The sequence below is a fragment of the Streptomyces sp. NPDC039465 genome (assembly GCF_055639315.1).
The window spans coordinates 325,454-349,899 of record NZ_JBVKAP010000007.1 but is presented as its reverse complement, the minus strand read 5'-3'; the positions used below and the strand labels follow the sequence as shown (position 1 = coordinate 349,899).

General features: G+C 72.1%; 22 protein-coding genes. 17 read left to right on the top strand and 5 right to left on the bottom strand.

Annotated features, from left to right (window positions below; all coding sequences use genetic code 11):
- Positions 1 to 348: 348 nt before the first annotated feature.
- The 6 genes from ACZ7LT_RS24375 to ACZ7LT_RS24350 all read left to right on the top strand — a co-directional run bounded on the left by ACZ7LT_RS24375 (position 349) and on the right by ACZ7LT_RS24350 (position 8,220).
- A complete protein-coding gene (locus tag ACZ7LT_RS24375; protein ID WP_471238208.1) occupies positions 349 to 1,740 on the top strand; it encodes a transcriptional regulator in 1,392 nt (463 codons plus the stop codon).
- Between the two features lie 229 nt (positions 1,741 to 1,969).
- Positions 1,970 to 2,950: an amidohydrolase family protein gene (locus tag ACZ7LT_RS24370; protein WP_471238207.1), complete on the top strand. Its 981-nt coding sequence runs from the start codon at positions 1,970 to 1,972 to the stop codon at positions 2,948 to 2,950.
- Positions 2,947 to 4,503: a class I adenylate-forming enzyme family protein gene (locus tag ACZ7LT_RS24365; protein ID WP_471238206.1), complete on the top strand. Its 1,557-nt coding sequence runs from the start codon at positions 2,947 to 2,949 to the stop codon at positions 4,501 to 4,503. The genes ACZ7LT_RS24370 and ACZ7LT_RS24365 overlap by 4 nt, the downstream gene beginning before the upstream one ends.
- A 57-nt stretch (positions 4,504 to 4,560) precedes the next feature.
- Positions 4,561 to 5,400 (top strand): MFS transporter, encoded by an 840-nt coding sequence (locus ACZ7LT_RS24360; protein WP_471238205.1) that lies wholly within the window; start codon positions 4,561 to 4,563, stop codon positions 5,398 to 5,400.
- An 81-nt stretch (positions 5,401 to 5,481) separates the two neighbouring features.
- Entirely contained in the window at positions 5,482 to 6,666 is a 1,185-nt protein-coding gene (locus ACZ7LT_RS24355; RefSeq protein WP_471238204.1) for a 3-hydroxybenzoate 6-monooxygenase, read from the top strand.
- Between the two features lie 123 nt (positions 6,667 to 6,789).
- A complete protein-coding gene (locus ACZ7LT_RS24350; protein WP_471238203.1) occupies positions 6,790 to 8,220 on the top strand; it encodes a hypothetical protein in 1,431 nt (476 codons plus the stop codon).
- 70 nt (positions 8,221 to 8,290) lie between these two features.
- On the opposite strand, the gene ACZ7LT_RS24345 is transcribed toward ACZ7LT_RS24350, so the two are convergent.
- Positions 8,291 to 9,571 carry an ABC transporter substrate-binding protein gene (locus ACZ7LT_RS24345; RefSeq protein ID WP_471238202.1) on the bottom strand — a complete coding sequence of 427 codons (1,281 nt, stop codon included), beginning with the start codon at positions 9,569 to 9,571 and terminating at the stop codon, positions 8,291 to 8,293.
- Positions 9,572 to 9,740: 169 nt separating this feature from the next.
- Between ACZ7LT_RS24345 and ACZ7LT_RS24340 the strand changes: the two genes are divergently transcribed.
- Together ACZ7LT_RS24340 and purU are read left to right on the top strand one after the other, a co-directional pair.
- The gene (locus tag ACZ7LT_RS24340; protein WP_471238356.1) at positions 9,741 to 10,187 is read left to right on the top strand and encodes an SCO4402 family protein; all 447 of its coding nucleotides are present in this window, start codon (positions 9,741 to 9,743) and stop codon (positions 10,185 to 10,187) included.
- Between the two features lie 68 nt (positions 10,188 to 10,255).
- Entirely contained in the window at positions 10,256 to 11,107 is an 852-nt protein-coding gene (gene purU / locus ACZ7LT_RS24335) for a formyltetrahydrofolate deformylase (RefSeq protein ID WP_019887231.1), read from the top strand.
- 44 nt (positions 11,108 to 11,151) lie between these two features.
- On the opposite strand, the gene ACZ7LT_RS24330 is transcribed toward purU, so the two are convergent.
- Positions 11,152 to 12,537 carry a zf-HC2 domain-containing protein gene (locus ACZ7LT_RS24330; RefSeq protein WP_471238201.1) on the bottom strand — a complete coding sequence of 462 codons (1,386 nt, stop codon included), beginning with the start codon at positions 12,535 to 12,537 and terminating at the stop codon, positions 11,152 to 11,154.
- Entirely contained in the window at positions 12,534 to 13,115 is a 582-nt protein-coding gene (locus ACZ7LT_RS24325) for a sigma-70 family RNA polymerase sigma factor (RefSeq protein WP_471238200.1), read from the bottom strand. Before ACZ7LT_RS24325 ends, ACZ7LT_RS24330 begins: the two co-directional genes overlap by 4 nt.
- 235 nt (positions 13,116 to 13,350) lie before the next feature.
- On the opposite strand from ACZ7LT_RS24325, the gene ACZ7LT_RS24320 reads away from it, so the two are divergent.
- Both ACZ7LT_RS24320 and ACZ7LT_RS24315 read left to right on the top strand, forming a co-directional pair.
- A complete protein-coding gene (locus tag ACZ7LT_RS24320) occupies positions 13,351 to 13,725 on the top strand; it encodes an STAS domain-containing protein (RefSeq protein WP_471238199.1) in 375 nt (124 codons plus the stop codon).
- 65 nt (positions 13,726 to 13,790) lie between these two features.
- Positions 13,791 to 14,309, top strand: a complete 519-nt coding sequence (locus ACZ7LT_RS24315) for an EF-hand domain-containing protein (protein WP_471238198.1) — start codon at positions 13,791 to 13,793, stop codon at positions 14,307 to 14,309.
- A gap of 7 nt (positions 14,310 to 14,316) precedes the next feature.
- On the opposite strand, the gene ACZ7LT_RS24310 is transcribed toward ACZ7LT_RS24315, so the two are convergent.
- Positions 14,317 to 15,822, bottom strand: a complete 1,506-nt coding sequence (locus tag ACZ7LT_RS24310) for a class I adenylate-forming enzyme family protein (RefSeq protein ID WP_471238197.1) — start codon at positions 15,820 to 15,822, stop codon at positions 14,317 to 14,319.
- Between the two features lie 144 nt (positions 15,823 to 15,966).
- On the opposite strand from ACZ7LT_RS24310, the gene ACZ7LT_RS24305 reads away from it, so the two are divergent.
- The 4 genes from ACZ7LT_RS24305 (at position 15,967) to ACZ7LT_RS24290 (ending at position 20,046) form a co-directional block, all read left to right on the top strand.
- Positions 15,967 to 17,157 carry an amidohydrolase family protein gene (locus ACZ7LT_RS24305; protein WP_471238196.1) on the top strand — a complete coding sequence of 397 codons (1,191 nt, stop codon included), beginning with the start codon at positions 15,967 to 15,969 and terminating at the stop codon, positions 17,155 to 17,157.
- The gene (locus ACZ7LT_RS24300; RefSeq protein WP_471238195.1) at positions 17,157 to 18,290 is read left to right on the top strand and encodes an acyl-CoA dehydrogenase; all 1,134 of its coding nucleotides are present in this window, start codon (positions 17,157 to 17,159) and stop codon (positions 18,288 to 18,290) included. The genes ACZ7LT_RS24305 and ACZ7LT_RS24300 overlap by 1 nt, the downstream gene beginning before the upstream one ends.
- Positions 18,290 to 19,168 carry an acyl-CoA dehydrogenase family protein gene (locus tag ACZ7LT_RS24295; protein WP_471238194.1) on the top strand — a complete coding sequence of 293 codons (879 nt, stop codon included), beginning with the start codon at positions 18,290 to 18,292 and terminating at the stop codon, positions 19,166 to 19,168. Before ACZ7LT_RS24300 ends, ACZ7LT_RS24295 begins: the two co-directional genes overlap by 1 nt.
- Positions 19,169 to 19,575: 407 nt before the next feature.
- Positions 19,576 to 20,046, top strand: a complete 471-nt coding sequence (locus ACZ7LT_RS24290) for an ATP-binding protein (protein ID WP_471238193.1) — start codon at positions 19,576 to 19,578, stop codon at positions 20,044 to 20,046.
- 189 nt (positions 20,047 to 20,235) lie between these two features.
- On the opposite strand, the gene ACZ7LT_RS24285 is transcribed toward ACZ7LT_RS24290, so the two are convergent.
- Positions 20,236 to 21,162, bottom strand: coding sequence for a cyclase family protein (locus tag ACZ7LT_RS24285; RefSeq protein ID WP_471238192.1), 927 nt, complete (start codon positions 21,160 to 21,162; stop codon positions 20,236 to 20,238).
- Between the two features lie 83 nt (positions 21,163 to 21,245).
- On the opposite strand from ACZ7LT_RS24285, the gene ACZ7LT_RS24280 reads away from it, so the two are divergent.
- Genes ACZ7LT_RS24280 through ACZ7LT_RS24270 form a run of 3 tightly spaced genes read left to right on the top strand, consistent with a single transcriptional unit; the run spans position 21,246 to position 24,392 of the window.
- Positions 21,246 to 22,157 (top strand): SDR family oxidoreductase, encoded by a 912-nt coding sequence (locus tag ACZ7LT_RS24280; protein WP_471238191.1) that lies wholly within the window; start codon positions 21,246 to 21,248, stop codon positions 22,155 to 22,157.
- Positions 22,158 to 22,197: 40 nt separating this feature from the next.
- Positions 22,198 to 23,346, top strand: a complete 1,149-nt coding sequence (locus ACZ7LT_RS24275) for an acyl-CoA dehydrogenase family protein (protein WP_471238190.1) — start codon at positions 22,198 to 22,200, stop codon at positions 23,344 to 23,346.
- The gene (locus ACZ7LT_RS24270; RefSeq protein ID WP_471238189.1) at positions 23,343 to 24,392 is read left to right on the top strand and encodes a Zn-dependent alcohol dehydrogenase; all 1,050 of its coding nucleotides are present in this window, start codon (positions 23,343 to 23,345) and stop codon (positions 24,390 to 24,392) included. The genes ACZ7LT_RS24275 and ACZ7LT_RS24270 overlap by 4 nt, the downstream gene beginning before the upstream one ends.
- The last annotated feature ends 54 nt before the right edge of the window (positions 24,393 to 24,446 follow it).

The window sequence follows — 24,446 nt, the reverse complement described above, 5'->3', positions numbered from 1 at the left end:
GGGGCGCGCGTGCGGTCGGGGAGCGGCGGTGGGGTAGCCAGATCCGGTGAGGCGTCGATGGGCCGATCCCGTCGTTGATCATCCGTACCGCCGGCCCGACCGGAGCCACCCGGAAGATCTGCAACCATCCGGTACGACCGGAGCCACCCGGAAGATCTGGAACGATCCGGAACCACCAGAGCCACCCGGAAGATCTGGAACAGACCGGTACCACCGGAACCATCCGCAGCGCCCGAACTTCCCGGAACGGGCGAACTTTCGGCATTGGTGCACACACATCTGCATTGACCGCATATTCACCGGGCAGTGATCACGCCAGTGATCGCGCACCGGCCTCAGGGGGTAGTCATGGCAGCCAGGCCTCTCGTCGCCCGTCAGCCCAACGAACGGCTGCAGGCGCTGATTCAGGAAGCCGGGTGCTCCAACGCCGGGCTTGCCCGGCGCGTCAACATGGTCGGCGCCGAGCGCGGCCTCGATCTGCGGTACGACAAGACGTCTGTGGCCCGCTGGCTCCGTGGCCAGCAACCGCGGGGCAGGGCGCCGGGAATCATCGCCGAGGCGCTCGGCCGGAAGCTCGGGCGCACGGTCACGATCGACGAGATCGGGATGGCGAACGGCAAGAACCTGGCCTCGGGTGTGGGGCTTCAGTTCTCGCCGACCGTGCTCGGCGCGATCGAGCAGGTCTGTGAGCTGTGGCGCAGTGACGTGGGGCGGCGGGACTTCCTGTCGGGGTCGACGGTCGCCGCGTCGGCGCTGGTGGAGCCGAGCCGGGACTGGCTGATCACGGCCGCGGACGCGCAGGTGGCGCGGGCGGCGGGGCCGGCCGGGGCGCGGGTGGGTGTCTCGGACGTCGAGGCGGTCATCGCGATGACGCAGGCGCTGGTGGACCTGGATCACCGGTTCGGCAGCGGTCATGTGCGGCCGGTGGTGGTCCACTACCTCAACAGTGTGGTGTCGGGGCTCCTTTCGGGGACGTACCGCGAATCGGTGGGGCGGCGGCTGTTCGCGGCGGTGGCGCGGCTGACCGAGCTGGCCGGCTACATGGCGGTGGACACGGGGCAGCCCGGCCTCGCGCAGCGGTACTACATCCAGGCGCTGCGGCTGGCTCAGGCGGCTGGGGACCGGGGATACGGCGGGTACGTCCTGGCGGCGTCCATGAGTCATCTGGCCGCGCAGCTGGGCAACCCCCGGGAGATCGCGCAGCTGGCGCGGGCAGCGCAGGAGGGCGCGCGGGGGCATGTGACCCCGCGCGCGGAGGCGATGTTCTTCGCGGCGGAGGCGCGGGGGCACGCGCTGCTCGGTGACGCGCGGATGTGCCAGGAGGTGGCGGGCCGGGCGCTGGCCGCGCTGGACCGGGCCGATCCGGAGGCGGGCGACGACCCGGTGTGGATCGCCCACTTCGACCACGCCTACCTCGCCGACGAACTGGCCCACTGCCACCGCGATCTGGGGCAGTCGGACGCGGCGGCGCGGGCGGCCAGGGACGCGGTCGAGGGGCATCCGCAGACGCGGGCGCGGCGGCGGGCGATCGGGATGGTCCTGCTGGCGTCGGCGCAGGTGCAGCAGCGTGAGGTGGAGCAGGCCTGCCACACGGGCACGCGCGCGCTGGAGCTGCTGGGGTCGCTGCGGTCGTCGCGGGGTGCGGAGTATCTGGACGATCTCCAGCAGCGGCTGGAGCCGTACGGGGACGAGCCGTCGGTACGGGAGTTCATGGCGAGGCTGGAGTTGCAGGCGGCGTAACAGCGGTCGTCGGCGGCGTCACCGCGGTACCGGATGCGGTCGGCGCGTGCCCCTTCGGGGTGCGCGCCGGCCGCTTTTTCGGTGCCGGACGCGGTGGGGTGGCCCCACGGCACCTGACAAATTGTTGAAGTGATCATTGCTGTCGCTTACAGCTATCAGCACTCTGGGCGCGCCCTCGGAAATGGAAGTTCATTTCCGAATCGTGAACTCACTGTCTGATGGGACCCCCATGAGCGCTCGCCCCTGGCTGATCGACATCCACCACCACGCCATGCCCGACACGTTCGCCCGGGCGCTCCCCAGCGGCGTACCGCTGCCCGGCGTGGACTATCCCGCCTGGACCGCCGACCGCAGCCTCGAGATCATGGACCGCAACGCCATCGCCGCGTCCGTGCTGTCCATCACCGCCCCCGGGATCTACTTCGGCGACCTCGCCGCCACCCGCCGCGTCGCCCGCGAGGTCAACGAGTCCTTCGCCGGGATCGTCGCCGAACACCCCACTCGCTTCGGCGCCTTCGCGGTCCTGCCGCTGCCGGACCCCGCCGCCTCCAAGGAGGAGCTCGCCTACGCCCTCGACGAGCTGAAGCTCGACGGCGTCGGGCTGTTCTCCAGCTACGGCGACCGCTACCTCGGCGACCCGGAGTTCGAGCCCGTCCTCGCCGAACTGGCCGAGCGCGGGGTGCCGGTGCACGTCCACCCGATGAGCCCGCCCGCCAAGGACGTACGCTCCTTCGACCTGCCGCCGTCGCTGTACGACTTCGTCTTCGAGACCACCCGTACCGTCGCCAGCCTGCTCTTCAACGGCGTCCTCGACCGGCTGCCGGACCTCAAGCTGATCCTCTCCCACGCCGGCGGCACCGTCCCGTTCCTCGCCAAGCGGCTCACCTACGGGCCCACCATCGGCGCCCACCTCAAGGACCGCCAGCCCGCCGACCTCATCGGCTCGCTGCGGCGGCTGTACTACGACACCGCCATGTCGGCCAACGAGTTCGCCCTGCCCGCCCTCGACCGGCTCGTCGACCCCACCCGGATCCTCTTCGGCACCGACTTCCCGTTCATGAAGCAGCCCGAGGTCGCCGAATCCGTCGCCGAGATCCTCGCCCACCCCGGCTGGAACGACCAGCAGCGCCTGCTCGTCGAGCGCGGCAACGCCCTGCGGCTCTTCCCCGGCCTCGCCCAGCGCCTCGCCGCCGAGGGGGGCGCGGCGTGAGCGGCGACGACCGGACCGGGCTGTGGCTGGGCACCCTGCTCGACGAGGCCGCCGCCCGGCGCCCCGACGGGATCGTCGTGATCGACCACCAGCTCGACGCCCTGCCCGACGCGCGCCGCAAGCTCTCCGTCGCCGAACTCGCCGGACATGCGGCCGAACTGGCCGCCCGGCTGTGGGCGGCGGGCGTACGCCCCGGCGACCACATCGCCCTGCACAAGAGCGCCAACTTCGACCTCTACCTGCTGGCCTGCGCGGCCGCCCGGATCGGGGCCGTACCCGCCCTGCTGTCGCCCGCGCTGGACCCGGCCACCGTCGCCGTCCTGCTGCGCCGCCTCGGCCGCCCCCATCTGCTCACCGACACCGCCAAGCTCACCGGCGACCTGGCCGGGCTCGACCTCGCCGAGCTCACCGACCGTGTGCTCATACCCGCCGGAAGCCACCCCGGGGCCGTCTCCCTGGCCGCCCTCGCCGGATCACCGGCCGTCGACGCCATACGGACCGCGCCCGACAGTCCCGCCCTGATGACCCACACCTCGGGCACCACCGGCATCCCCAAGCTCGTCGTCCACTCGGCCCGCTCCCTCCTCGGCCGGCTACGGCCCCAGGAACGGCTGGCCGCAGCGATCCGCGAGCCCGAACGCTGTCTGATCCACGTCTCGTTCGTCCACTCCCGGCTCTTCCTCGCCCTCGCCGTCATGCTGCCCCGCGGCATGCCCGCGATCGTGCTGCGCGACGGCGACCCCGAGCACGTCGCCGCGATCTGCGCCAAGACCGAGCCCGGACTCCTGGAGACCCACCCCAACAGCTTCATGGAGTGGGAGCACCTGGCCGACGACCCGCGCAGACCCTTCGCCCACGTCAAGTACTTCAGCTCCACCTTCGACGCCATCCACCCCGGCACCATCCGGCGCCTGCTCGCCGCCTCCGAGCGGCGCTTCCCGCTCTTCCACCAGCTGTACGGGCAGAGCGAGTGCGGGCCCGTCGCCGGCCGCTCCTACACCCGGCGCGGCGCCGACACCATCGACGGACGCTGCCTGGGCCACCCGCTGCCGGGCACCGCGCAGATCCGCGTGGTCGCCCGCGAAGGGGCCGAACCCGGCCCCGACACCCCCGGCCACATCGAGGTACGCACCCCCGGCCGGGCCCTGACCTACTACGGCGAGGACGAGCGGTACGCCCGGCAGGTCGACGGCGACTGGTGGCGGATGGGGGACGTCGGCCACCTCACCCCGCGCGGCTGCGTCCACCTCCTCGACCGCGAGGTCGACCTGATCCCCTCGCTGCGCTCCACGCTGGAGGCCGAGGACACCGTCCTGGCCCGGCTCCCCGAACTCATCGAGCTGGTCTTCGTCCCCGGCCCGGACCGCGAACCCGTACCGGTCCTGTGCACCCGCGACGACCTCCCGCTGGACCTCGACCGCTGGCGCGCCGCCGTGACCGACCTCCCCGCCGACCTGGCCCACCCCGTCCAGCTCCGGCTCACGGACCTGCCCCGCACGGCCACGTCCAAGATCCGCCGCCTGGAACTGGCGGAGCGCCTCAGCCGCGTCTGAACGGCCCCCTCAACGGCCCGTCACGGCCCGTCAAAAGAGCAAGAAAGGCTATTCGGCATGACCAGCAAAACAGCATCGGCCGGTCAGGAGAACGCGGCGGCCCCCGCCTCCTCCAGAGGCGGCGTCCGGCTGGCCGTCGCCTGGGCGACCAACTTCATGATCGGCCTGGCGCTCTACATGGTCACGCCGCTGATGCCGAGCATCGGCGACGACTACGGCCTCACCCCCAACGGCATGGGCCTCATGGCCACCAGCTTCTCCGTCGCCTACTTCCTCGCCGCGCTGCTCCTCGGCAGCCTCGCCGGGAAGATCGGGCAGCGCCGGATGCTGGTTCTCGCCATGGCCGTGTTCGCCCTCGCCAACATCGGCACCGCCCTCGCCCCGAGCTACACCTGGGTCGTCATCACCCGCGTGCTCTCCGGCGCCGCGGCCGGCGCCGCCAGCCCCACGCTGTACGCCCTCACCAGCCTGATGGCGCCGCCCGAGCGGCGGGCCCGCTGGATGGACGTGACCGTCTCCGGGCTGCTGTCCGCCCTGTGGGCGGGCGCCCCGATCGGGGCCGCGCTCGTCGACCACGTAGGCTGGCGGGCCATCTTCGGTGCCATGGGCGTCATCGCCGCCGCACTCGTCCTGGTGAATCTCAAGGCCTGGCCGACCGTCGTGCCCGCCCCCGAGGGCGCGACGGAGGGCACCTTCGCCAAGGGCTTCGCGGTCGTCGCCGTCTCCGTCTGCGGTCTGTGGGCCGCCGCCGTCTACGGCCTCTACACCTTCCTCGGTGTCGCCCTCGACCAGAGCTCCATGGACAGCGCCACCCCTTGGCTGCTGGCCGGCTGCGGTGTCGTCGGCCTGGTCGCCGTCGTGGTCAGCCGTATCGGCTCCGCGCCCGCCGCCCAATGACCCCCGGCGGGCGAGGGCGCTGCCGTCCCGGCGCCCCCGCCCGCCTCCGTTCGACCACCACCGAAGGGACGCAACGTACTCATGTCGAAGACCATCGTCGCGGGCGGCGGAATAGGCGGACTGGCCACGGCCGTGAGCCTGGCCGCCCGCGGGCACCGGGTCACCGTGCTCGAACGCCGCGACGAGTTCTCCGAATACGGCGCCGGGATCCAGCTCGGCCCCAACGCCTTCCACGCCCTCGACAGCCTCGGCATCGGCGACGCGGTCCGCGCCCGCGCCGTCTTCATCGACGCCCTCCAGCTCATGGACGGCACGACCGGCGACCCCGTCGTCCGGCTCCCGCTGACCGAGACGTACCGCGCGCGGTTCGGCAACCCGTACGCCGTCGTACGCCGCGCCGACCTCTACGAGCCCCTCCTGGACGCCTGCCGCGCCTCCGAGCTGATCGAACTGCGCACCGGCAGCGCCGTCGTCCGCTACGAACAGGACCACGCCCACGCCCACGCCGTCACCGCCGACGGCACCCGTCACACAGGCACCGCCGTCATCGGCGCGGACGGTATCCGCTCCACGATCCGGCAGCAGCTCATCGGCGACGGCGACCCCCGCGTCTCCGGCCACACCATCTACCGCTCGGTGATCCCGATGGAGAAGGTCCCCCCGGAGCTGCGCACCAACACCGTGACCCTGTGGGCCGGGCCCAAGTGGCACTTCGTCCACTACGCCATCGACGGCGGCGCCTCCCTCAACCTCGCCGCCACCCGGGACGACGCCGCCACCGAGGCGATCGCCGCCGTGCCCACGCCCCGCGACCACGTCCTCGGCGAGTTCCCCGGCATGAGCGAACGGGCCAGGGCCCTGCTGGAGCTCGGGGAGGAATGGCGGGCCTGGGTGCTGTGCGACCGCGACCCCGTGCGGGACTGGTCGTACGGCCGGGTGGCGCTGCTCGGCGACGCCGCGCACCCGATGCTTCAGTACGCCGCCCAGGGCGCCTGCATGGCGCTGGAGGACGCGGTCGTCCTCGGCGACATGCTCGAGGACCGGGACGCGGACGCCGTACCGCAGCGGCTGGAGAAGTACACCGCCGAACGGCGCGAACGCACCGCGAAGACCCAGTTCGTGGCGCGTGAGCTGGGACGGCGGATCTACCACCCGGAGGGGGAGGGAGCGTTGGAGCGCAACGCGACGCTCTCGGCCATGAACGAGGACGAGTTGCACGACACGGTCGCGTGGCTGCACGGCGGTCATGGCGTACGGGGGCTGTGACCGGGGCCGTGAACAGCGCCCGCGGGGGGCGTCCTGTTACAGGTCTCACACGCGTGTGCGGAGCCGTCGATACACCCGGTAGCGTGAACCGACGATTCCGTAGGTTGATGGGTAGGAGTCCCGGTGACGCAGAGCGGACAGGGTCAGGAGCCGCAGCTTCCCGCGGTGCGGCCCGCGCACGAAGGTGTCGTGCTGCCCTCGGACGGCAGTGGCCCCTGGGTGCCCGACGCGGCCGGCCCGGCCGGCGGGCAGCCGTGGGGCGGTGCCTGGGGGCCGGGCGGCCAGCAGCCGCCGGTCACGGGCGCCCAGCCGCTGCCGCCCGAGGCGGTGCCGGGGGTGACGGGCGCGGAGGCGACGCAGTACCTTCCGCCCGTGCCCGCGGCGCCGTCCGACGCGGAGGCGACGCAGTACCTGCCGTACGTGCCCCCGGCGGCGCCCCAGGCCGAGGCGACGCAGTACCTCCCGCCGGTGCACGCCGGTCCCATGCCCGGTCCCGTGCCCGGTCCCATGCCGGGGGCGACGCCCGGTCCGATGCCGATGCCCCCGGAGCGGCCCGAGGAGTCCACCCACTTCCTCGGGACCGGCCCGGTCACCCCGCCCCCGGTGGCGGGCGGCGACTCCGAGGCGACCCAGTACATACCACCCGTACCGGCACAGAACATCCCCGCGCCGCCGCCGGGCGCGCCGTTCGGCATCCGGCCCGGCACGCCGGACGAGCGGCAGCCGCCGCCGGAGTTCGACAGCCTCTTCCGCAGCGACTCCACCCAGCAGATGCCGGTGCCGCCCGTCCATCAGCAGCAGTACCAGCAGCATCAGGCGCCCCGACAGCAGCATCAGCAGCCCCGGCAGCCGCAGTTCCAGCAGCAGCCGTCGCAGCACTACGCGCCGCAGCAGGGCTACGACGACGAGCCCGAGCCGCGCCGCCGTAAGTCGCCCGTCGCGCTCATCGCCGCCGTGGTCATCGGCTGCACGATCGTCGGTCTTGGCGCGGGCGCCCTGCTCAACGGCGGGGACGAGGAAAAGGACAAGGGCACGGGACAGCCCGTGGCCAACAGCTCCCCGGCCGCGTCCGCCGCCCCGGAGAAGAAGCCCGTCGACCCGGCCGAGCCGCAGGCCCAGGCCCTCGACAAGCTCCTCGCGGACAGCAACAACAGCCGCGAGGCGGTGATCCGTTCGGTGGAGAACATCAAGAAGTGCGCCAACCTCGACCAGGCGGCCACCGATCTGCGCGGCGCCGCCGCGCAGCGCCGCAGCCTGGTGACCCGGCTCCAGGGCATCGCCGTCGACAAGCTCCCCGACCACGCGGCGCTCACCGCCTCGCTCAACAAGGCCTGGAACGCGTCGGCCACCGCGGACGACCACTACGCGGCCTGGGCGGTGCAGGTGAAGGGCAAGAAGGGCTGCAAGGACGGCAAGGCCCGCAACACCCCGCGCACCGCGCTGGCCCACAAGGCGAGCGGTGAGGCGACGGTGGCCAAGAAGAACGCGTCGAAGCGGTGGAACGCGATCGCGGAGAAGTACAGCCTGACCAAGCGCTCCTCGACCCAGCTCTGAGCGCGCGGGTCCGCTCCGGACACGCGAACGGGCCGGCCCCTCGGGGCCGGCCGTTCGTCGTTCTCCCCGGCTACGGGGCCCTGCGTACGGTGTCGCCGACGTCGACGAATCCGGGCCGCTGGGCCACCAGCCGTCCCTGGCGCACCACTTGGAAGGTCACCTCGTGGTTGACGAGCCGGGGCAGGCCGGGGACGCCGAGCATGTCCTCGTACCGCCAGCGCAGGTCCGGGGTGAGGCCGCCGGTGTCGACCTGGACGCCCTGGTCGAGGGCGCGCGCCACCTTGGCGGCGGTGACCGTGTCGGTGTCCAGGGTCTCGATCACCTTCTTGAGGACGGTGTAGGCGATCCAGGTGGTCTGCACGCCGGGGTCGGCGGGGTCGACGCGGTTGTCGACGAAGGCGTGCTCCTTGATCACCTTGCGCATCGGCTCCCAGCGCCGGTCGCCCGCCTCCGGGTACCAGCCGGTGACGAACGCCCCCTCGAAGACGCTGTTCGATCCGCCGGTGCGGTCCACCAGCTGCTGGCCGACGCTGCCGAGCACGGACGAGATCCGGACCTCGCGGTCGTCGGAGGGGAGCCGGCGGAAGGAGTCGAAGAAGTTCTGCGTCCGCTCGCCGAGGACGGCGGTGACGCAGCCGTGCTTCTTGCCCGCTTCGCTGCGCGCCTGCTCGGCCTGGGCGATGTACTCGCCGGCGTCCTCGACGGCCTTGATGTCGACGGCGGTGCGCCGGCTGGCCTTCTTCAGCCCGGAGTTGAGGAGGTCGGGCATCTTGTCGCCGCTGACCGTGTCGGGGCGGACGAGGGAGACCCGGCGGCACTGGTCGGCCAGCTGCATGCCGTGCCCGGCGATCAGCGCGGCCTGGCCGCCGTTGACCGGGTAGGAGAGGTAGCTGCTGAACTCCTCGTCGGTCGTGCCGTAGCCGCCGATGTACGGGATCCCGGCGACTTCGAGCGGGGCCATGAAGGCGCGGCCGTTCTGGCTGTACGAGCCGACGACGGCGGCCACCTTCTCCTGCACCGCGCGCCGGGCGCAGGCCGCGGCGCCCGCGGAGGTGTTCTGTTCGTTGCAGGTGAGGATGCGCAGTTCATGGCCGTCGATGCCGCCGTTGGCGTTGACCCAGCGGGCGTACGCCTGGGCCATGGCGGGCATTCCTGGCATATTGGTCGCTTTGGTGCCGTCGGGGGCCCAGGTCATCACCGTGACGGGCTCCCTGGAACCCCCCGTGGTGCCAGGGAGCCCGCCGCAGCCGGTGAGCAGGGAGGCCCCGGCCGCCACTGCCGTCGTCCACGCGATCAACGAGGTCACGGTCCTGGAAGGGCGGGGAATGGAGGAGCGTCGCCTACCGGTCATGGCCATGCACATTTCCGCCTCACGGGTAACGGCGAAGTGAGGGCGGTTCAACGCAGGGTGACGCCCCGGTGAATTACGGGGGCCGAGCGGGGCGTACGACAAGGGAACGTACGATCGAAACGTGCAAGGTTCGGTGAACTCTTCCCGTCGCGGCCGTCGCTCCTCCACCATGGGCGGCATGCCGCTCAATGACATGCCCTGGTGGCGCTGGCGCAGCAATGTGCGCTCGGCGCTGCACATGCTTTCCGACCCCACCTTCCACCAGGAGACCTGGCTGGCGGGCCATGAGGGGTACGGCGACGTCACCGACGCCGTCTACCGGCTGGTGGAGGACACCTGGCTGGACAGCTGGTCCGCGGAGAAGTACGTCGGGACGATCTTCCGCGACTCCGGCGAGGCCGCCCTGGTCGACGTGGCCGTGCTGCGGGTGCTGCGGATCATGCACCAGGTCGGTCCGGACGCGCCCGTCTCCGCGTACATGGAGCACCACGGCTGGCCGGAGGCCGTACGGGCCGCCCGTGAGGCGCACGTACGGATGGCGACGAGCGACGGGGACGACCCGGACGCGCCGCCGCGCTCGCTGGACGTCCTGCGGATCATGACCCGGTCCGCCTGACGGCCGCGAGGGGTCCGCGTGCCGGACGGGCGTCCGTCGGGTCCGCGCGGATATGGCATCCTGCGGGGATGACTGACCAGTACGTCCTCACGCTCTCCAGCCCGGACAAACAGGGCATTGTGCACGCCGTGTCGAGCTACCTCTTCATCACGGGATGCAACATCGAGGACAGTCAGCAGTTCGGAGACCGGAACACCGGTCTGTTCTTCATGCGGGTCCACTTCTCGGCCGAGGCGCCGGTGACCGTGGAGAAGCTGCGGGCCAGCTTCGCCGCCGTCGGCGACTCCTTCCAGATGGACTGGCAGATCCACCGGGCCGACGAGCGGATGCGCGTCGTGCTGATGGTGTCCAAGTTTGGCCACTGCCTCAACGACCTGCTGTTCCGCAGCCGGATCGGCGCGCTGCCGGTCGACATCGTGGCGGTCGTCTCCAACCACACCGACTTCGCCGAGCTCGTCGCCTCGTACGACATCCCCTTCCACCACATTCCGGTGACGAAGGACACCAAGGCGCAGGCGGAGGCCGAGCTCCTGGAGCTGGTCCGCGCGGAGAACGTCGAGCTGGTCGTCCTCGCCCGCTACATGCAGGTCCTCTCCGACGACCTGTGCAAGCAGCTGAGCGGCCGGATCATCAACATCCACCACTCCTTCCTGCCGAGCTTCAAGGGCGCCAGGCCCTACCACCAGGCCCACGCACGCGGCGTGAAGCTGATCGGCGCGACGGCCCACTACGTGACGGCCGACCTCGACGAGGGCCCGATCATCGAGCAGGAGGTCGAGCGCGTCGCCCATGACGTCACCCCCGACCAGCTCGTGGCGATCGGGCGTGACGTGGAGTGCCAGGCTCTCGCGCGCGCCGTGAAGTGGCACGCGGAGCACCGCATCCTCCTCAACGGCCGCCGCACGGTCGTCTTCACCTGAGCCACCGCCGCCCCGGCCCGCAGGCTGCGGGCCGGGGGGCCGGGCTACATCCGGCTCAGTGACGCCGCCGCGAACAGGACGTCCCTGATCGCCTCCCGGTCCCCGTCCTGGCCGGCCGCCGCTTCCTCCGGGGAGACATGGCCCGCGACCAGCTGGCAGAACTCCACGCCGTCCATCGCGACCTGGGCCACGGTGTGGTCGGGGGAGCCGACCGCCGCGGGCGAGTCCAGCGAGATGTACCAGTGGCCGCCGCCCGAGCCCTCGACCTCCAGATGGAGCGTGCGGCCCGGGGAGCCCGCCGTGACCAGCTGTTTGGCCGGGGCGGCCAAACCTGTGCGGCGCCGGTCGGCGAGGGCCGCCGGGAGCAGCCGGGCGGCCAGGTCGACCATGCCGTGCAGATGCGCGCCGCTGGGCGGGTCGTACGGATAGTCCACCGCGTTGGCGATGTCGTCGGCGTGCACCCAGCACTCGAAGGCCCGGTCGAGCAGGGAGTCCCGCAGCGGCAGCGCGAAGTCGCCGTATGAGACGGAGAGTTCGGCGACCCCGCGGCCCGCGAAGGAGACCGTGCGGATGAGGGTGTGGCTCTGGTCCCGCCACGGCGAGCGGACCGTGCGCGTCGGAGGGTAGTGCGCGTCCTTCCAGTACGCCTCGGTGCGCTCGGCCGGTGACCGCGGGGCGTACGACGCCGGGGCCGAAGACGCCGGCCCCGCGCCCAGCGGGTCGTCGAGGCCGAGCGCGGTCGCGACCATCCCGTCCACGGTCAGCAGGTGCCCCATCACCCCGGCGACGGTCGTGCGGCGGCTCACCTGCCGCTCGCCCTCGAACCATTTGAGCCGCACCGGCGCATGCCACTCCGCGTCGCCGATGTCGCGCAGCAGCGCGTCGAGCCGGGCGGTCTCGGAGTCGTACGGCGTGGCCCAGGAGGGCACCGGGATACGGGCCGGGCGACGGCCGAGGCAGTTCTCGAGGACCCGGGAGCGCAGCAGGGGATCGAGGTCGAGATCGCGCTCGGAGTGGAGCAGGCCCACGGCGTCCCGCAGCCGCAGCGCCTCGTCCGCGCAGGGCGCGCACTCGGTCAGATGCTCCTCGACCGCACGGGTCTCCTCGGCGGAGCAGGCGGACAGGGCCCAGGCGCCGAGCAGTGACTTGAGGACGCTGTGCGGAACGCGCGGCGCCACCTCGGCCGCGTGGTCGCTGTGTGCGGGCGCGCGCTCGACCGGCGCGCGCTCCTCGGGTGAGGCCGAGGGCGGTGCGACCGCGGGCGTGCCCGGAGCCTTGCCCGGCTCCGTGCTGGTCTCCGGGACCTGCGGCTCCTTGCCGGGCGTGCCCGAGAGGTCCGCCCAGTCGTCGGCGGCCGGCCTGGGTGCCGGTATGCGCGGCGCGCCCCGGATCTCGTCGTCGGGGCCGCGCTCGTCGGCCGGGCCGGTCACAGTGACCGTCCGTATCCGGGCGGCGAGGAGCCCTCCAGGGAGCGGGTGTTCGCGGTCGACAGCAGCTGGAGCCCCAGCCGCAGGCGCCGCCGCGCCTCGTCCTCGGTCACGCCGAGGTCGGCCGCGGTCTGGCGGTAGTCGCGGCGCTGGAAATACGCCAGCTCCAGCGCGGCCCGCAGTGGCGCGGGCATCGACGTCACGATGTAGTCGGCGCGGGCGGCGACGGAGGCCCGGCGGACCTTCTGCTCCAGCTCCTCCGCGGAGCCCTCGCCGGTCTCCTCGTACACCTCCGCCTCCGCCTGGCGCAGGCGGTGCACGGCCTGCCGTTGGGTGAGTTTGGCGACCCAGGAGCGCATGTTCCCCTGCTTCGGGTCGTATGCGTCGGGGTTCTCCCAGATGTAGCCGAACACCTCGCGGGTGACCTGGTCGGCTGCCGCGTCGTCGTCGAGGACGCGGTGCGCGAGGCTGTGCACGAGCGACGCGAACCGGTCGTAGAGCTCGCCGAGCGCGGCCGCCTCACCCCGCGCCAGCCGCTGCTGCATCCTGCGGTCCCAGCGCGGTGGTGTGTCCTTCGCCATGCGATGCCCTCCTGGCCCCTCCCGACCCGACTGCATCCGACTCCCTTCGAATGTAGTCCCCGTCACTGACAGAGCACGCCCCTTTACGACAAGTACGCCCTTCCGGGAAGGGCGATGGTAAGGAAATCGTCACTCCTGGCGAACGGGGTTTCGGCGGGGGCCGACCGGGCACGCGGGTGGGGAAGGACCGACTCCGGTTCCCGTGCGGTCCCACCCCCAAGAAAGGTCCGGACCCGTGACGCTCAACGTCGACGAAGCCGTGCAGGGCGCCTGGACCGTGGTGCGCATCGAGGGCGAATTGGACCTGGTGACCTCGCCGCTGGTCCGCAAGCGCGTCCATGACGCCGTCGCCGGCGGCCGCCACGACCTCGTGCTCGATCTCTCCGGTGTGCAGTTCTGCGACTCCAGCGGGGTCGGGGTGCTGGTCGCCTCGCGCCGCCTGATGCGTTCGTGCCGGGGCAGGCTGCGGCTGATCCTGCCCGCGCAGGGCGCGGTGGACGGATCGCACGTCAACAGGGTCCTCGCCGCCCTCGGGGTGCGCCGGCTCTTCGAGGTGTATCCCGATGTGGCCAGCGCGACGAGCCGGCAGCCGCAGCGCCTGTCCGCGTGACGCCCTCGCGTGAAAGGCGCGCCCAACGGGCGCGCGATCCGGTCCCGACGCCGTACGCTCCCGCCATGGACAGCGAGGAGTACGAGCGCAGGATCGCCCGCCGGTTCGCCACCTTCGACCAGGACCACAACGGCTGGATCGACCGTCAGGACTTCAACGCCGCGGCCGCCGCCGTGCTCGCGGCCTTCGGCATCGCCGCCCGGTCGGCCAAGGGGCAGGCGCTGTACAGCGGCGCGGAGGCGTTCTGGCAGGGCATGGCCGGGATCGCGGACGTCGACGGCGACCAGAAGGTCAACCGCGCGGAGTTCGTCACGGGAGCCGTGAAGCGGCTGCGGGACCAGCCGCAGAAGTTCGCGGAGATCGCCCGCCCGTTCCTGCACGCGGTCATCGACGTGGCGGCGGAGGGCGGCAGCGGGCTGACCCTCGCCTCCGCCGAGCGGGCGCTGACCGCGCTCGGTGTGGCCGAGCCGATCGCACCGCGCGTGGCGGCCGCGCTGGACGGTGACGGCGACGGCCGGATCACCGAGGAGGAGGTGCTGTCCGCCTTCGCCGCGTACTACGTGACCCCGCTGCCCGACGCGTAGGCCGGTCTCAGCCGGGCACCGAGAAGCGTTCACGCAGCTTGTACTTGAGGACCTTGCGCAGGGTGTCGTTGCGCGGCAGCGCGTCCACGATCTCCAGCTGTTCGGGGAGTTTGTGGACGGAGAGCCCCTCGGCGCGCAGGTAGGCGGTGAGGTCCGGGAGGGTGAGGGCGGGCGCGTCCGCGGGCTGTTCGACGACGGCGCAGACCCGTTCACCGCGGGCGGCGTCGGGCAGGCCGATCACCGCCACGTCGCCGACGGCGGGGTGGCGGTGGAGCATGTCCTCGATCTCCTTGGCCGAGATGTTCTCGCCCTTGCGGATGATGATGTCCTTGATCCGTCCGGTGAGGACGAGGTGGCCGCTGTCGGTGAGGTGGCCGACGTCGCCGGTGATGAGGAAGCCGTCCTCGTCGAAGGCCTCCGCGGTCTGGGCCGGGTCGAGGTATCCCTGGCAGACCGCCTCGCCCCGCAGCCGTACCTCTCCGTCGACGATCCGTATCTCCATCCCCTGCGGCGGCCGGCCCTCGGTGGTGGCGAGGTTCTCCGGGGTGTCGTCCGGGTCCCCCATGGTGATCATCGGGACCTCGGTCATGCCGTAGCCGTGGGTGAGCTGGCAGCCCATCTCCCGTACCACGGAGTGGTACAGCTCCGGCGGCTTCGGGGCGCCGCCGCCGGCCAGCAGGCGCAGGGTGGGGATGATCTTCTCGCCGGGCCGGGCGCGCTGTTCGGCGAGGAACATCGCGTAGAAGGCGGTGGAGCCGCCGGCCACCGTGACGCCGTGCCTGCGGTACGTCTCCAGCGCCTCGGGCAGGGCGAACTGCTCGAACATGACGGCCGGGAAGCCGTAGAGCAGCAGCATGACGGTGTAGTCGGGCCCGGCGATGTGGGCGTACGGGAAGGCCATTGAGCCGACGTCGTCGGGGGAGAGCCGCAGGGCGTGCGCGAGGCAGGAGCCGCCCGCGATCAGGGAACGGTCGGTGTGCAGCACGCCCTTGGGGTCGGAGGTCGTGCCGGAGGTCCAGTAGATCCAGCGGACGGAGGTGCCCTCGGCGGGCGGCGGGGGCAGGACGGCCGGGTCGCCGTCGGGCAGGGTGCCGTACGCCTCGAAGACTCCGCGCGCGCCGAGGCGGCGGGCCATGGCGGTGTGGTCGAAGCCGCGCCACTCGCCGGGGACGGCGAAGAACTCGGCCTGGGAGGCGCGTAGCGCGAAGCCGACCTCGCGGTCCCGGTAGAACGGGATGACGGGTGACTGGACGGCGCCGATCCGGGCCAGGGCGAAGGACAGCAGTGCCGTCTCGATGCGGGTGGGCAGCTGCCAGGCGACGACCGTGCCGGGCCGTACGCCGAGTCTGTGCAGGCCGGCGGCGACCCGTTCGGACCGCTGCCGCAGCTCACCGAAGGTGAGCACGCGGTCGTCCTGGAGGAGGACGGGCCGGTCGGGGGTGAGGGTGGCGCGGCGTTCGACGAGCTCCCAGAGCGTGCGGGAGGCGCCCAGGGCGTGTGCGGTGTCGGTCACGGCGGGTCCCCTCGTAGCCGAACGGAACTGACGGTCAGTCAGATGACGCGCAGAGCGTAGGCCGCCGCTCCTTGTCGGTCCAGAGGTGCGGGGCTAGCCTGCTTTCTGACGGGTCATCAGATTCGGAGCCTCCGGAGGGGACTCATGACCGAACTGCCGCGGATCATCAGCGTCGACGACCACGTGATCGAGCCGGCCCACCTCTTCGAGACCTGGCTCCCCGCGAAGTACCGCGACCGCGGCCCCAAGCCGCTCACCACCGGCATCGGGGAGCTCGCCTACGTCGGCGGGAAGTACCGGATCACCATGGACCCCGCCGGGCCCCCGGCCGACTGGTGGATCTACGAGGACCTGCACTTCCCGTACAAGCGCAACATCGCCGCCGTCGGCTTCGACCGCGACGACATGACCCTGGAAGGCATCACGCGCGCGGAGATGCGCCCCGGCTGCTGGGACCCCGCCGAGCGGCTCAAGGACATGGACCTCAACCACGTCGAGGCCTCCCTGTGCTTCCCCACCTTCCCCCGCTTCTGCGGCCAGACCTTCGCCGAGGCCCACGACAAGGAGGTCGCCCTCGCCTGCGTCCGCGCCTACAACGACTGGATGGTCGAGGAGTGGTGCGGCGACAGCGGCGGCCGGCTCATCCCGCTCTGCATCATCCCGCTGTGGGACATCGACCTGGCCGTCGCCGAGATCCGCCGCAACGCCGCCCGTGGCGTGAAGGCCGTGACCTTCTCGGAGATCCCCACCCACCTCGGACTGCCGTCCATCCACTCCGGGTACTGGGACCCGTTCTTCGCCGTCTGTCAGGAGACCGGCACGGTCGTCAACATGCACATCGGGTCCTCCTCCCAGATGCCCGCCGCCTCCCCCGACGCCCCGCCCGCCGTCCAGGCCTCGCTGTCCTTCAACAACGCGATGGCCTCGATGATGGACTTCCTCTTCTCCGGCGTCCTGGTGAAGTTCCCGAGCCTGAAGCTCGCCTACAGCGAGGGCCAGATGGGCTGGATCCCCTACGCCCTCGAACGCGCCGACGACGTCTGGGAGGAGCACCGCGCCTGGGGCGGCGTCCGCGACCTGATCCCCGAGCCGCCCTCGACGTACTACTACCGCCAGATCTTCTGCTGCTTCTTCCGCGACAAACACGGCATCGCCTCGCTGGACGTCGTCGGCCGCGACAACGCCACCTTCGAGACCGACTACCCCCACGTCGACTCGACCTTCCCGCACACCAAGGAGGTCGCCCTCGACCATGTGAAGGGCCTCGACGACGAGACCGTGTACAAGCTCATGCGGGGCAACGCCATCCGGATGCTTGGCCTGGACCTCGTCTGATGGACCTCGCGTACACGCCCGAGGAGGAGGCCTTCCGGGCCCGCCTGAGAGCCTGGCTGCGCGGCGCGCTGCCCGCCCTGCCCCCCAGGCCCGATCCGCTCGACTGGCCCGCCCGCCGCGCCTACGACACCACCTGGCAGCGCATGCTGTACGACGCCGGATACGGCGAGGTCCACTGGGACGCGCCCCCCACCCAGCGGTTGATCTTCCTGGAGGAGACCGAGCTCGCCGGGGCGCCCTACGTCGGCGCCAACTTCGTCGGACTGCTGCACGCCGGCCCCACCATCGCCGCCGAGGGCACCCCCGCGCAGCGGGAGCGCTGGCTGCCGCCGGTCCTGCGCGGCGAGGAGGTGTGGTGCCAGGGCTTCAGCGAACCCGGCGCCGGATCCGACCTCGCCGCCCTGCGTACGCGCGCGGTACGCGACGGAGACGCGTACGTCGTCACCGGATCGAAGATCTGGACCTCGCACGCCGAGGTCGCCGACTGGTGCGAACTGCTCGTCCGCACCGACCCGCAGGCCCCCAAACACCAGGGCATCACCTGGCTTGCCCTGCCCATGGACGCCCCCGGCATCACCGTACGGCCGCTACGCACCCTCGCCGGATCGGACGAGTTCGCCGAGGTCTTCCTCGACGAGGTCCGCGTGCCCGTCACCAACCGGGTCGGCGAGGAGAACGACGGCTGGCGCGTCACGATGGTCACCCTCTCCTTCGAGCGGGGCACCGCCTTCGTCGGCGAGGTCGTCGCCTGCCGCCGCGTACTGGCCGACCTCGCGCGCGTGGCGCGCAAGAACGGACGCTGGGACGACGACGTGCTGCGCCGCCGCCTCGGCCGGCTGAACGCAGAGTTCCGCGCGCTGTGGCGGCTCACCCAGTGGAACGTCAGCGAGGCGCAGGCGACCGGCGGGGTCCCGGGCACCGGCGGCTCCGTCTTCAAGCTCCGCTACTCGCACGCCCGTCAGGAGCTGTACGACACGGCCGCCGAGGTCCTCGGCCCCGACGCGCTGGACCTCGGCCGGGAGTGGACCCTCGACCGGCTCTCCTCGCTGTCGTACACCATCGCCGCCGGGACCTCCCAGATCCAGCAGAACATCGTCGCCGAGCGGATCCTCGGCCTGCCGAGGGGGCGCTGATGGACTTCCGGCTCACCGACGACCAGCGGGCCCTGCGCACGGGCGTACGGGAGCTGCTGGCGCGCCGCTTCGACCGCGAGGCGCTGCGGGCCGCGGTCGGCTCCGGCACCCTGGACCTTTCCCTGTGGCGGGAGCTCGGAGCGGCCGGGTTCTTCGCGCTGCGGCTGCCGGAGGAGGAGGGCGGCGTCGGGCTCGGTCTGCCCGAGGCGGTCCTCCTCTTCGAGGAGGCCGGACGGGCACTGCTGCCCGGGCCGCTGGTGGCGACCCATCTGGCGGCGGGGAGCGTACCGGGCGCGGCCGAGGGGGAGACCGTCGTGACCGCGGCCGACGGGCCGCTCGTGGAGTGGCTGGCCGAGGCGGACGTGGCCCAGGGCGACGTCTCCGGCGCCGTACCCGTCCGCTCCGTCGACCCCCTGACGCCCCTGCACCGCCTCCCGAACACCGGCGGCCCGGCCCGGCCGCCCGCGGCAGGCGTCCTGCTCACCGCCGCCGAACAGCTCGGCAGCGCCGCCCGCACCACCGACATGGCCGTGACCTATGCCCGTGAACGCGAGCAGTTCGGCCGGCCCATCGGCTCCTTCCAGGCCGTGAAACAGCTCTGCGCGGGGATGCTCGTACGGGTCGAGGTCGCCCGGGCCGCCGTGTACGCCGCGGCCGTGACCGAGGACACCGTCGACATCGCCGCGGCCAAGCTCCTCGCCGACGAGGCGGCGGTCCGCGGGGCCAGGAACTGTCTGCAGGTGCACGGCGGCATGGGGTTCACCTGGGAGGCCGATGTGCATCTGCACCTCAAACGGGCCTGGCTGCGCGCCGAGCGGTGGCTGCCCGCGGCACGCGCCGAGGAGATCGCGGCGGCGGCGCTCCTGGAGACCCCCTGACGGGGGACCGCGAACACCCCGAAGGGTGACGCGCGGTCACCGGCGGTCGATATCGGGTTGTGTCCTAAGCGGGGTCGTCACAGGCCGGAGTCGGGGCCGGGCTCGGGTACGCTCCGGGGATGCGAGTGGTTCGGAGGCCCGGTGCTCCCGGTGTTGCCCCTGCGGCGGCCCCGGACGCGGGAGTGCCCGCCGCTCGCCCCAACGGAAGGCGCCGTGCGCCCTCCTGTTCGACTCCCCGCAACGTGCGTCGCACAGTATGGACCACAAGTACTCCTTCGCGCTGGAATATGCCCGAAGCGCTTGTTGCGGTGACTGTACGTCAACCATGCTGTCTCACAAGGAAATCACATTCCGTGATGGCTGTGAGGCGCGAGGCGATGTGTCCGCCGGTTCGGATGGTGTGAGCGGTGCAGGTGCTTCAGGTTCAGTTGGAGGTCGGGCCAGACCCGGCAGAGGTGGGACGAGCTCGTCGATGGGCGCGTTCGAGGCTCGCCGGTTCAGGCATAGGGGATGACGAGCCGCTGGCCGAGACGCTGGTGCTGCTCATCTCCGAACTCGTCACCAACGCGGTGGTGCACACGGGCTGTCCGGCCGTGCTGCGGATGCTCTTCGGCGGCGCCCCCGACGCGGGGACCGTCCGGGTCGAGGTCGCCGACGCGAGCGCCCGCCCGCCGCTCCAGCGGCACGCCGAGGGCGACGACACCAACGGGCGGGGCCTCGCGCTGGTCGACGGTCTCGCCGACCGGTGGGGCTGGCAGGCCGAAGGCACCGGCAAGAGCATCTGGTGCGAGGTCGACCGGGGCGCGCCCGTGGTGACCGCACGGGTGCGCGAGCCGGGCGCGTACGAGCCCTCGTGCGCCGTCACACATCACGCGTAACGGCGAAATCCCCGACCAACGGTTGACGGGCCGTGTCCGGTTGATCACCCTTGGGTGAGCGATTCGTTGCGAGGGGACGACGAGGGCTTCGCCCTCGACGAGTGCGGGTCGCGGCGGGGTGGCGGCCGCCGTGCCGTGCTCGGGGTGCGCATGCGCGTGCCGCCACCCGTGAGAAGTCGCCGTGGGGGCTCAGAGGATCGCGACCGGGGCGACGGGCGTGCCCGTACCGCCCACGAACGGCTCGGGCATCGCCGAGAGCAGGAAGGCGTACCGGCCCTCCTGTGCACAGGCTGTGGACAGCTCTTCGAGATTCCAGTTCTGCCCCTGGAGCATCCCCATCTCCACGAGATCGAGGGCGTGCACGGGCAGCCAGAGGTTCTCGATCTCCGGCGGGAAGATCTCGAAGGTCAGGGTGTCGTTGGCGACGGCGGCCACATCGCGCGCGTGGAACCACTCGGGCGTCCGGATCGACAGCCCGGGGGAGGGGAACGCGTACGCGTGCTTGTCCCCGGCCAGATACTGCCGCACCTGCCCCGTCCGTACGAGCACGATGTCCCCGGCCCGGACCGAGACCCGGCCGAACTCCGCGGCCTCGTCCAGATCTTCGGGTGTGACGGCATGGTCCCCGGGCAGCCGGTCGAGCCCCTTGGCGGCGGCCACGTCGAGGAGCACACCGCGCGAGACGACGTGCCGGGCCTTGTCGATGCCGCTGAACGCGCTGCGGCCGTGCGGGGTGATCGAGTCGGCCGGGCGGCCGTTGTAGATCTTCCCCGAGTGCGAGACATGGGTGAGCGCGTCCCAGTGGGTGGCCGCCTGGAGCCCGAAGGTGACGGCGTCGTCGCTGGTGGCGACCGTACCGGGGCCGAACAGCTCCTGGTTGATCTGCACCATCACATGCAGGGGGTTGACCCGGCCCGGGATCATCCCGGTCTGCACCCCGTCCTGGGTCAGCGGGAGCGCGAGGGGGACCCGCAGGCCGCTGCGGACGGTGGCGGCCGCAGCCCTGACCACGTCGTCGGTGACCAGGTTGAGCGTGCCCCGCTCGTCCTCCTGGCCCCAACGGCCCCAGTTGTTGACGCGCTTGGCGATGTCGTGGAACGCGGCGGGAAGTGACATCCGGTCTCCTGGGTCTTGTGCTGGGGTGTCCGAGGGCCCATAAAATCTAACGGTCCGTCAGAAACTCCGGGAAGGGGCCGGGCGTGGGGAACTTCTTGGCAGGCAAGGTCGTCGCCGTCACCGGCGCGGGGCGGGGCATCGGCCGGGCCGTCGCGCTCGCCTGCGCCGCCGAGGGCGCGAAGGTCGTCGTCAACGACTACGGCGTCTCGATCGAGGGCGGCGAGCCGACGTCGGAGGTGGCGCTCGGCGTCGTCAAGGAGATCGAGGCGGCGGGCGGGGCGGCGGTCGCGGTCGCCGACGACATCTCCACGATGGCGGGCGGGCAGCGGGTCGTCGACGAGGCGCTGGAGCGGTACGGGCGGATCGACGGGGTCGTGTGCGTGGCGGGCATCCTGCGGGAACGGATGCTCTTCAACATGTCCGAGGAGGAGTGGGACCCGGTCGTCGCGACGCACCTGAAGGGCACGTTCACGGTCTTCCGGGCGGCCTCGGCGGTGATGCGCACACAGGGCTCGGGCACGCTGATCGGCTTCACCAGCGGCAACCACCAGGGCTCCGTGTCCCAGGCGAACTACTCGGCGGCCAAGGGCGGCATCATCTCCCTGGTCCGCTCGGCGGCCCTCGGCCTCCACAAGTACGGCGTCACGGCGAACGCGGTCGCGCCGGTCGCCCGCACCCGGATGTCCGCGAACGTCCCCATGGAACTGAAGGAGATCGGCGACCCGGAGGACGTCGCCGCCCTCGTCGTCTACCTCCTCTCGGACCGCGCCCACGCCGAACGCATCACGGGCCAGGTCTACACGATCGCCGGCCCCAAGATCGCGGTCTGGTCCCAGCCGAGGGAACTCCGCGCCGCCTACGGCGAGGCCCCCTGGACCCCCGAACGCATCGCGGACTTCCTCCCGGGGACGGTGGGGGTGGACCCGATGCCGATGCTCTCCCGCCTGGAGGAAATGGCCAGGGCGGCGGCGGATGGCGCGCGGCCGAACGGCTGAGGGGACGGGGGAATCAACCGCCCCACTACAGGAGGCGCACGTGGACTTCGGGTTCGGGAGTGACGAGCACGGCTTTCGGGAGGAGGCTCGCGCGTGGCTGCGGGCGCACCCGCCGGGGGACGATCCCCGCTGCTGGGAGCGGGAGCTCGGGGCGGGCGGGTGGATCGGGATCGGGTGGGGAGTCGAGGGGTACGGGAACCGGCGGGCCAGTCTCACCCAGCAGGTCGTCTGGGCCGAGGAGTACGCCCGCGCCGCCGCCCCCGCCCGCCTCGGCCACATCGGCGAGAACCTCCTCGCGCCGACCCTCCTCGCCCACGGCACCCGGGAGCAGCAGGACCGCTTCCTGCCCGGCGTCGCCCGCGGCGAGACGCTCTGGTGCCAGGGGTACAGCGAGCCCGGCGCCGGATCGGACCTCGCTGCCCTGCGGACCAGGGCCGTACGGGACGGGGCCGGGGCCTACCGCGTCACCGGGCAGAAGATTTGGACCTCCCTCGCCCTCGACGCCGACTGGTGCTTCGTCCTCGCACGGACCGAGGAAGGCTCCCGGCGCCACCACGGCCTCTCCTTCCTCCTCGTCCCCATGGACCAGCCGGGCCGGATCGACGTACGCCCCATCCGCCAGATGTCCGGCACCAGCGAGTTCAACGAGGTCTTCTTCGACGGCGCCCTCGCCCAGGCCCAGGACCTCGTCGGCGGCGAGGGCAACGGCTGGACCGTCGCCATGGGCCTGCTCGCCCTGGAGCGGGGCGTGTCCACGCTCGCCCAGCAGATCGGGTTCGAACAGGAGCTCCGCCAGGTCGTCCGGCTCGCCGTCGACAGCGGCGCCGTCCACGACCCCGTGCTCAAGGACCGCCTTGTCCGCCAGTGGGCCGAACTGCGCACCATGCGCTGGAACGCCCTGCGCACCCTCGGCGCCGCCGCCCCCGACGGCCCGGGACCCGACGGCGCGCCGAACGTGGCCAAGCTGCTGTGGGGCCGCTGGCACCAGCGCCTCGGCGAGCTGGCCATGCAGGTGAAGGGAGCCGGCGGCACCGCCGGGCCCGGCCCGTGGTCGGAGTCGTACGAACTCGACGAGCTGCAACGGCTGTTCCTGTTCAGCCGGGCCGACACCATCTACGGCGGCTCGGACGAGATCCAGCGCACCGTCATCGCCGAGCGGATACTCGGCCTACCGAAGGAGCCGCGATGAGAGGCGTCGTGTTCGACGGGACCCAGGTCCAGGTCGTCGACGACCTGGAGGTAGGCGATCCGGGCCCCGGCGAGGTCCTGGTCGAGATCGCCGCGGCCGGACTGTGCCACAGCGACCTGTCGGTGATCAACGGGACGATCCCCTTCCCCGCGCCGGTCGTCCTCGGCCACGAGGGCGCCGGCGTGGTCGCGGCGGTCGGGCCGGGCGTCACCCATGTCGCGCCCGGCGACCACGTGGCGCTGTCCACCCTCGCCAACTGCGGGGCGTGCGCGGACTGCGACCGCGGCCGGCCCACGATGTGCCGCAAGGCGATCGGGATGCCCCGCCGGCCCTTCAGCCGCGCCGGACGCCTGCTCCACCAGTTCGCGTCCAACTCCGCGTTCGCCGAGCGGACCGTCGTCAAGGCCGTCCAGGCCGTGAAGATCCCCGACGACATCCCGCTCACCTCCGCCGCGCTGATCGGCTGCGGCGTCCTCACCGGCGTCGGAGCCGTACTGAACCGGGCGAAGGTCGACCGCGGCGACACCGTCGTCGTCATCGGCACCGGCGGGATCGGCCTCAACGTCCTCCAGGGGGCCAGGATCGCCGCGGCCTCCACCGTCGTCGCCGTCGACACGAACCCGGCGAAGGAGGAGACGGCCCGGCGGTTCGGCGCCACGCACTTCCTGCCGTCCACCAAGGCCGTACGGGAGATCCTGCCGACCGGCGCCGACCACGTCTTCGAGTGCGTGGGCCACACCGGCCTGGTCCGGGAGGCCGTCGACCTCCTCGACCGGCACGGGCAGGCGATCCTGCTCGGCATGACCGCGCCGGCCGCCGAGGCGTCGTTCGCGCCCGCCGCGATGTTCCTGGACAAGTCCATCCTGGGCTGTCGGTACGGCAGTTCGCGCCCCCAGCGGGACATCGCGCTCTACGCCGACCTATACCGGGACGGGCGGCTCCTCCTTGACGAGCTGGTGACCGAGACGTACCCCGTGGAGGATTTCGCGAAGGCGGCGGACGACGCCCACCAGGGCCGGGTGGCCCGCGGTGTGCTCACCTTCTGACGCGTTCCGGCGGCCTTCCGGCGCGAAAACTCCGAGGCGGCCATGACCGTACGA

Bases quoted from the DNA above. Each gene is read 5' to 3' on its own strand.
- ACZ7LT_RS24325 (WP_471238200.1), bottom strand. From the start codon at position 13,115: ATGGCGAAGGACACACCACCGCGCTGGGACCGCAGGATGCAGCAGCGG.
- ACZ7LT_RS24305 (WP_471238196.1), top strand. From the start codon at position 15,967: ATGACCGAACTGCCGCGGATCATCAGCGTCGACGACCACGTGATCGAG.
- ACZ7LT_RS24300 (WP_471238195.1), top strand. From the start codon at position 17,157: ATGGACCTCGCGTACACGCCCGAGGAGGAGGCCTTCCGGGCCCGCCTG.
- ACZ7LT_RS24360 (WP_471238205.1), top strand. From the start codon at position 4,561: ATGACCAGCAAAACAGCATCGGCCGGTCAGGAGAACGCGGCGGCCCCC.
- ACZ7LT_RS24270 (WP_471238189.1), top strand. From the start codon at position 23,343: ATGAGAGGCGTCGTGTTCGACGGGACCCAGGTCCAGGTCGTCGACGAC.
- ACZ7LT_RS24340 (WP_471238356.1), top strand. From the start codon at position 9,741: ATGGGCGGCATGCCGCTCAATGACATGCCCTGGTGGCGCTGGCGCAGC.
- ACZ7LT_RS24370 (WP_471238207.1), top strand. From the start codon at position 1,970: ATGAGCGCTCGCCCCTGGCTGATCGACATCCACCACCACGCCATGCCC.
- ACZ7LT_RS24355 (WP_471238204.1), top strand. From the start codon at position 5,482: ATGTCGAAGACCATCGTCGCGGGCGGCGGAATAGGCGGACTGGCCACG.
- ACZ7LT_RS24345 (WP_471238202.1), bottom strand. From the start codon at position 9,571: ATGACCGGTAGGCGACGCTCCTCCATTCCCCGCCCTTCCAGGACCGTG.
- purU (WP_019887231.1), top strand. From the start codon at position 10,256: ATGACTGACCAGTACGTCCTCACGCTCTCCAGCCCGGACAAACAGGGC.
- ACZ7LT_RS24315 (WP_471238198.1), top strand. From the start codon at position 13,791: ATGGACAGCGAGGAGTACGAGCGCAGGATCGCCCGCCGGTTCGCCACC.
- ACZ7LT_RS24285 (WP_471238192.1), bottom strand. From the start codon at position 21,162: ATGTCACTTCCCGCCGCGTTCCACGACATCGCCAAGCGCGTCAACAAC.
- ACZ7LT_RS24295 (WP_471238194.1), top strand. From the start codon at position 18,290: ATGGACTTCCGGCTCACCGACGACCAGCGGGCCCTGCGCACGGGCGTA.
- ACZ7LT_RS24375 (WP_471238208.1), top strand. From the start codon at position 349: ATGGCAGCCAGGCCTCTCGTCGCCCGTCAGCCCAACGAACGGCTGCAG.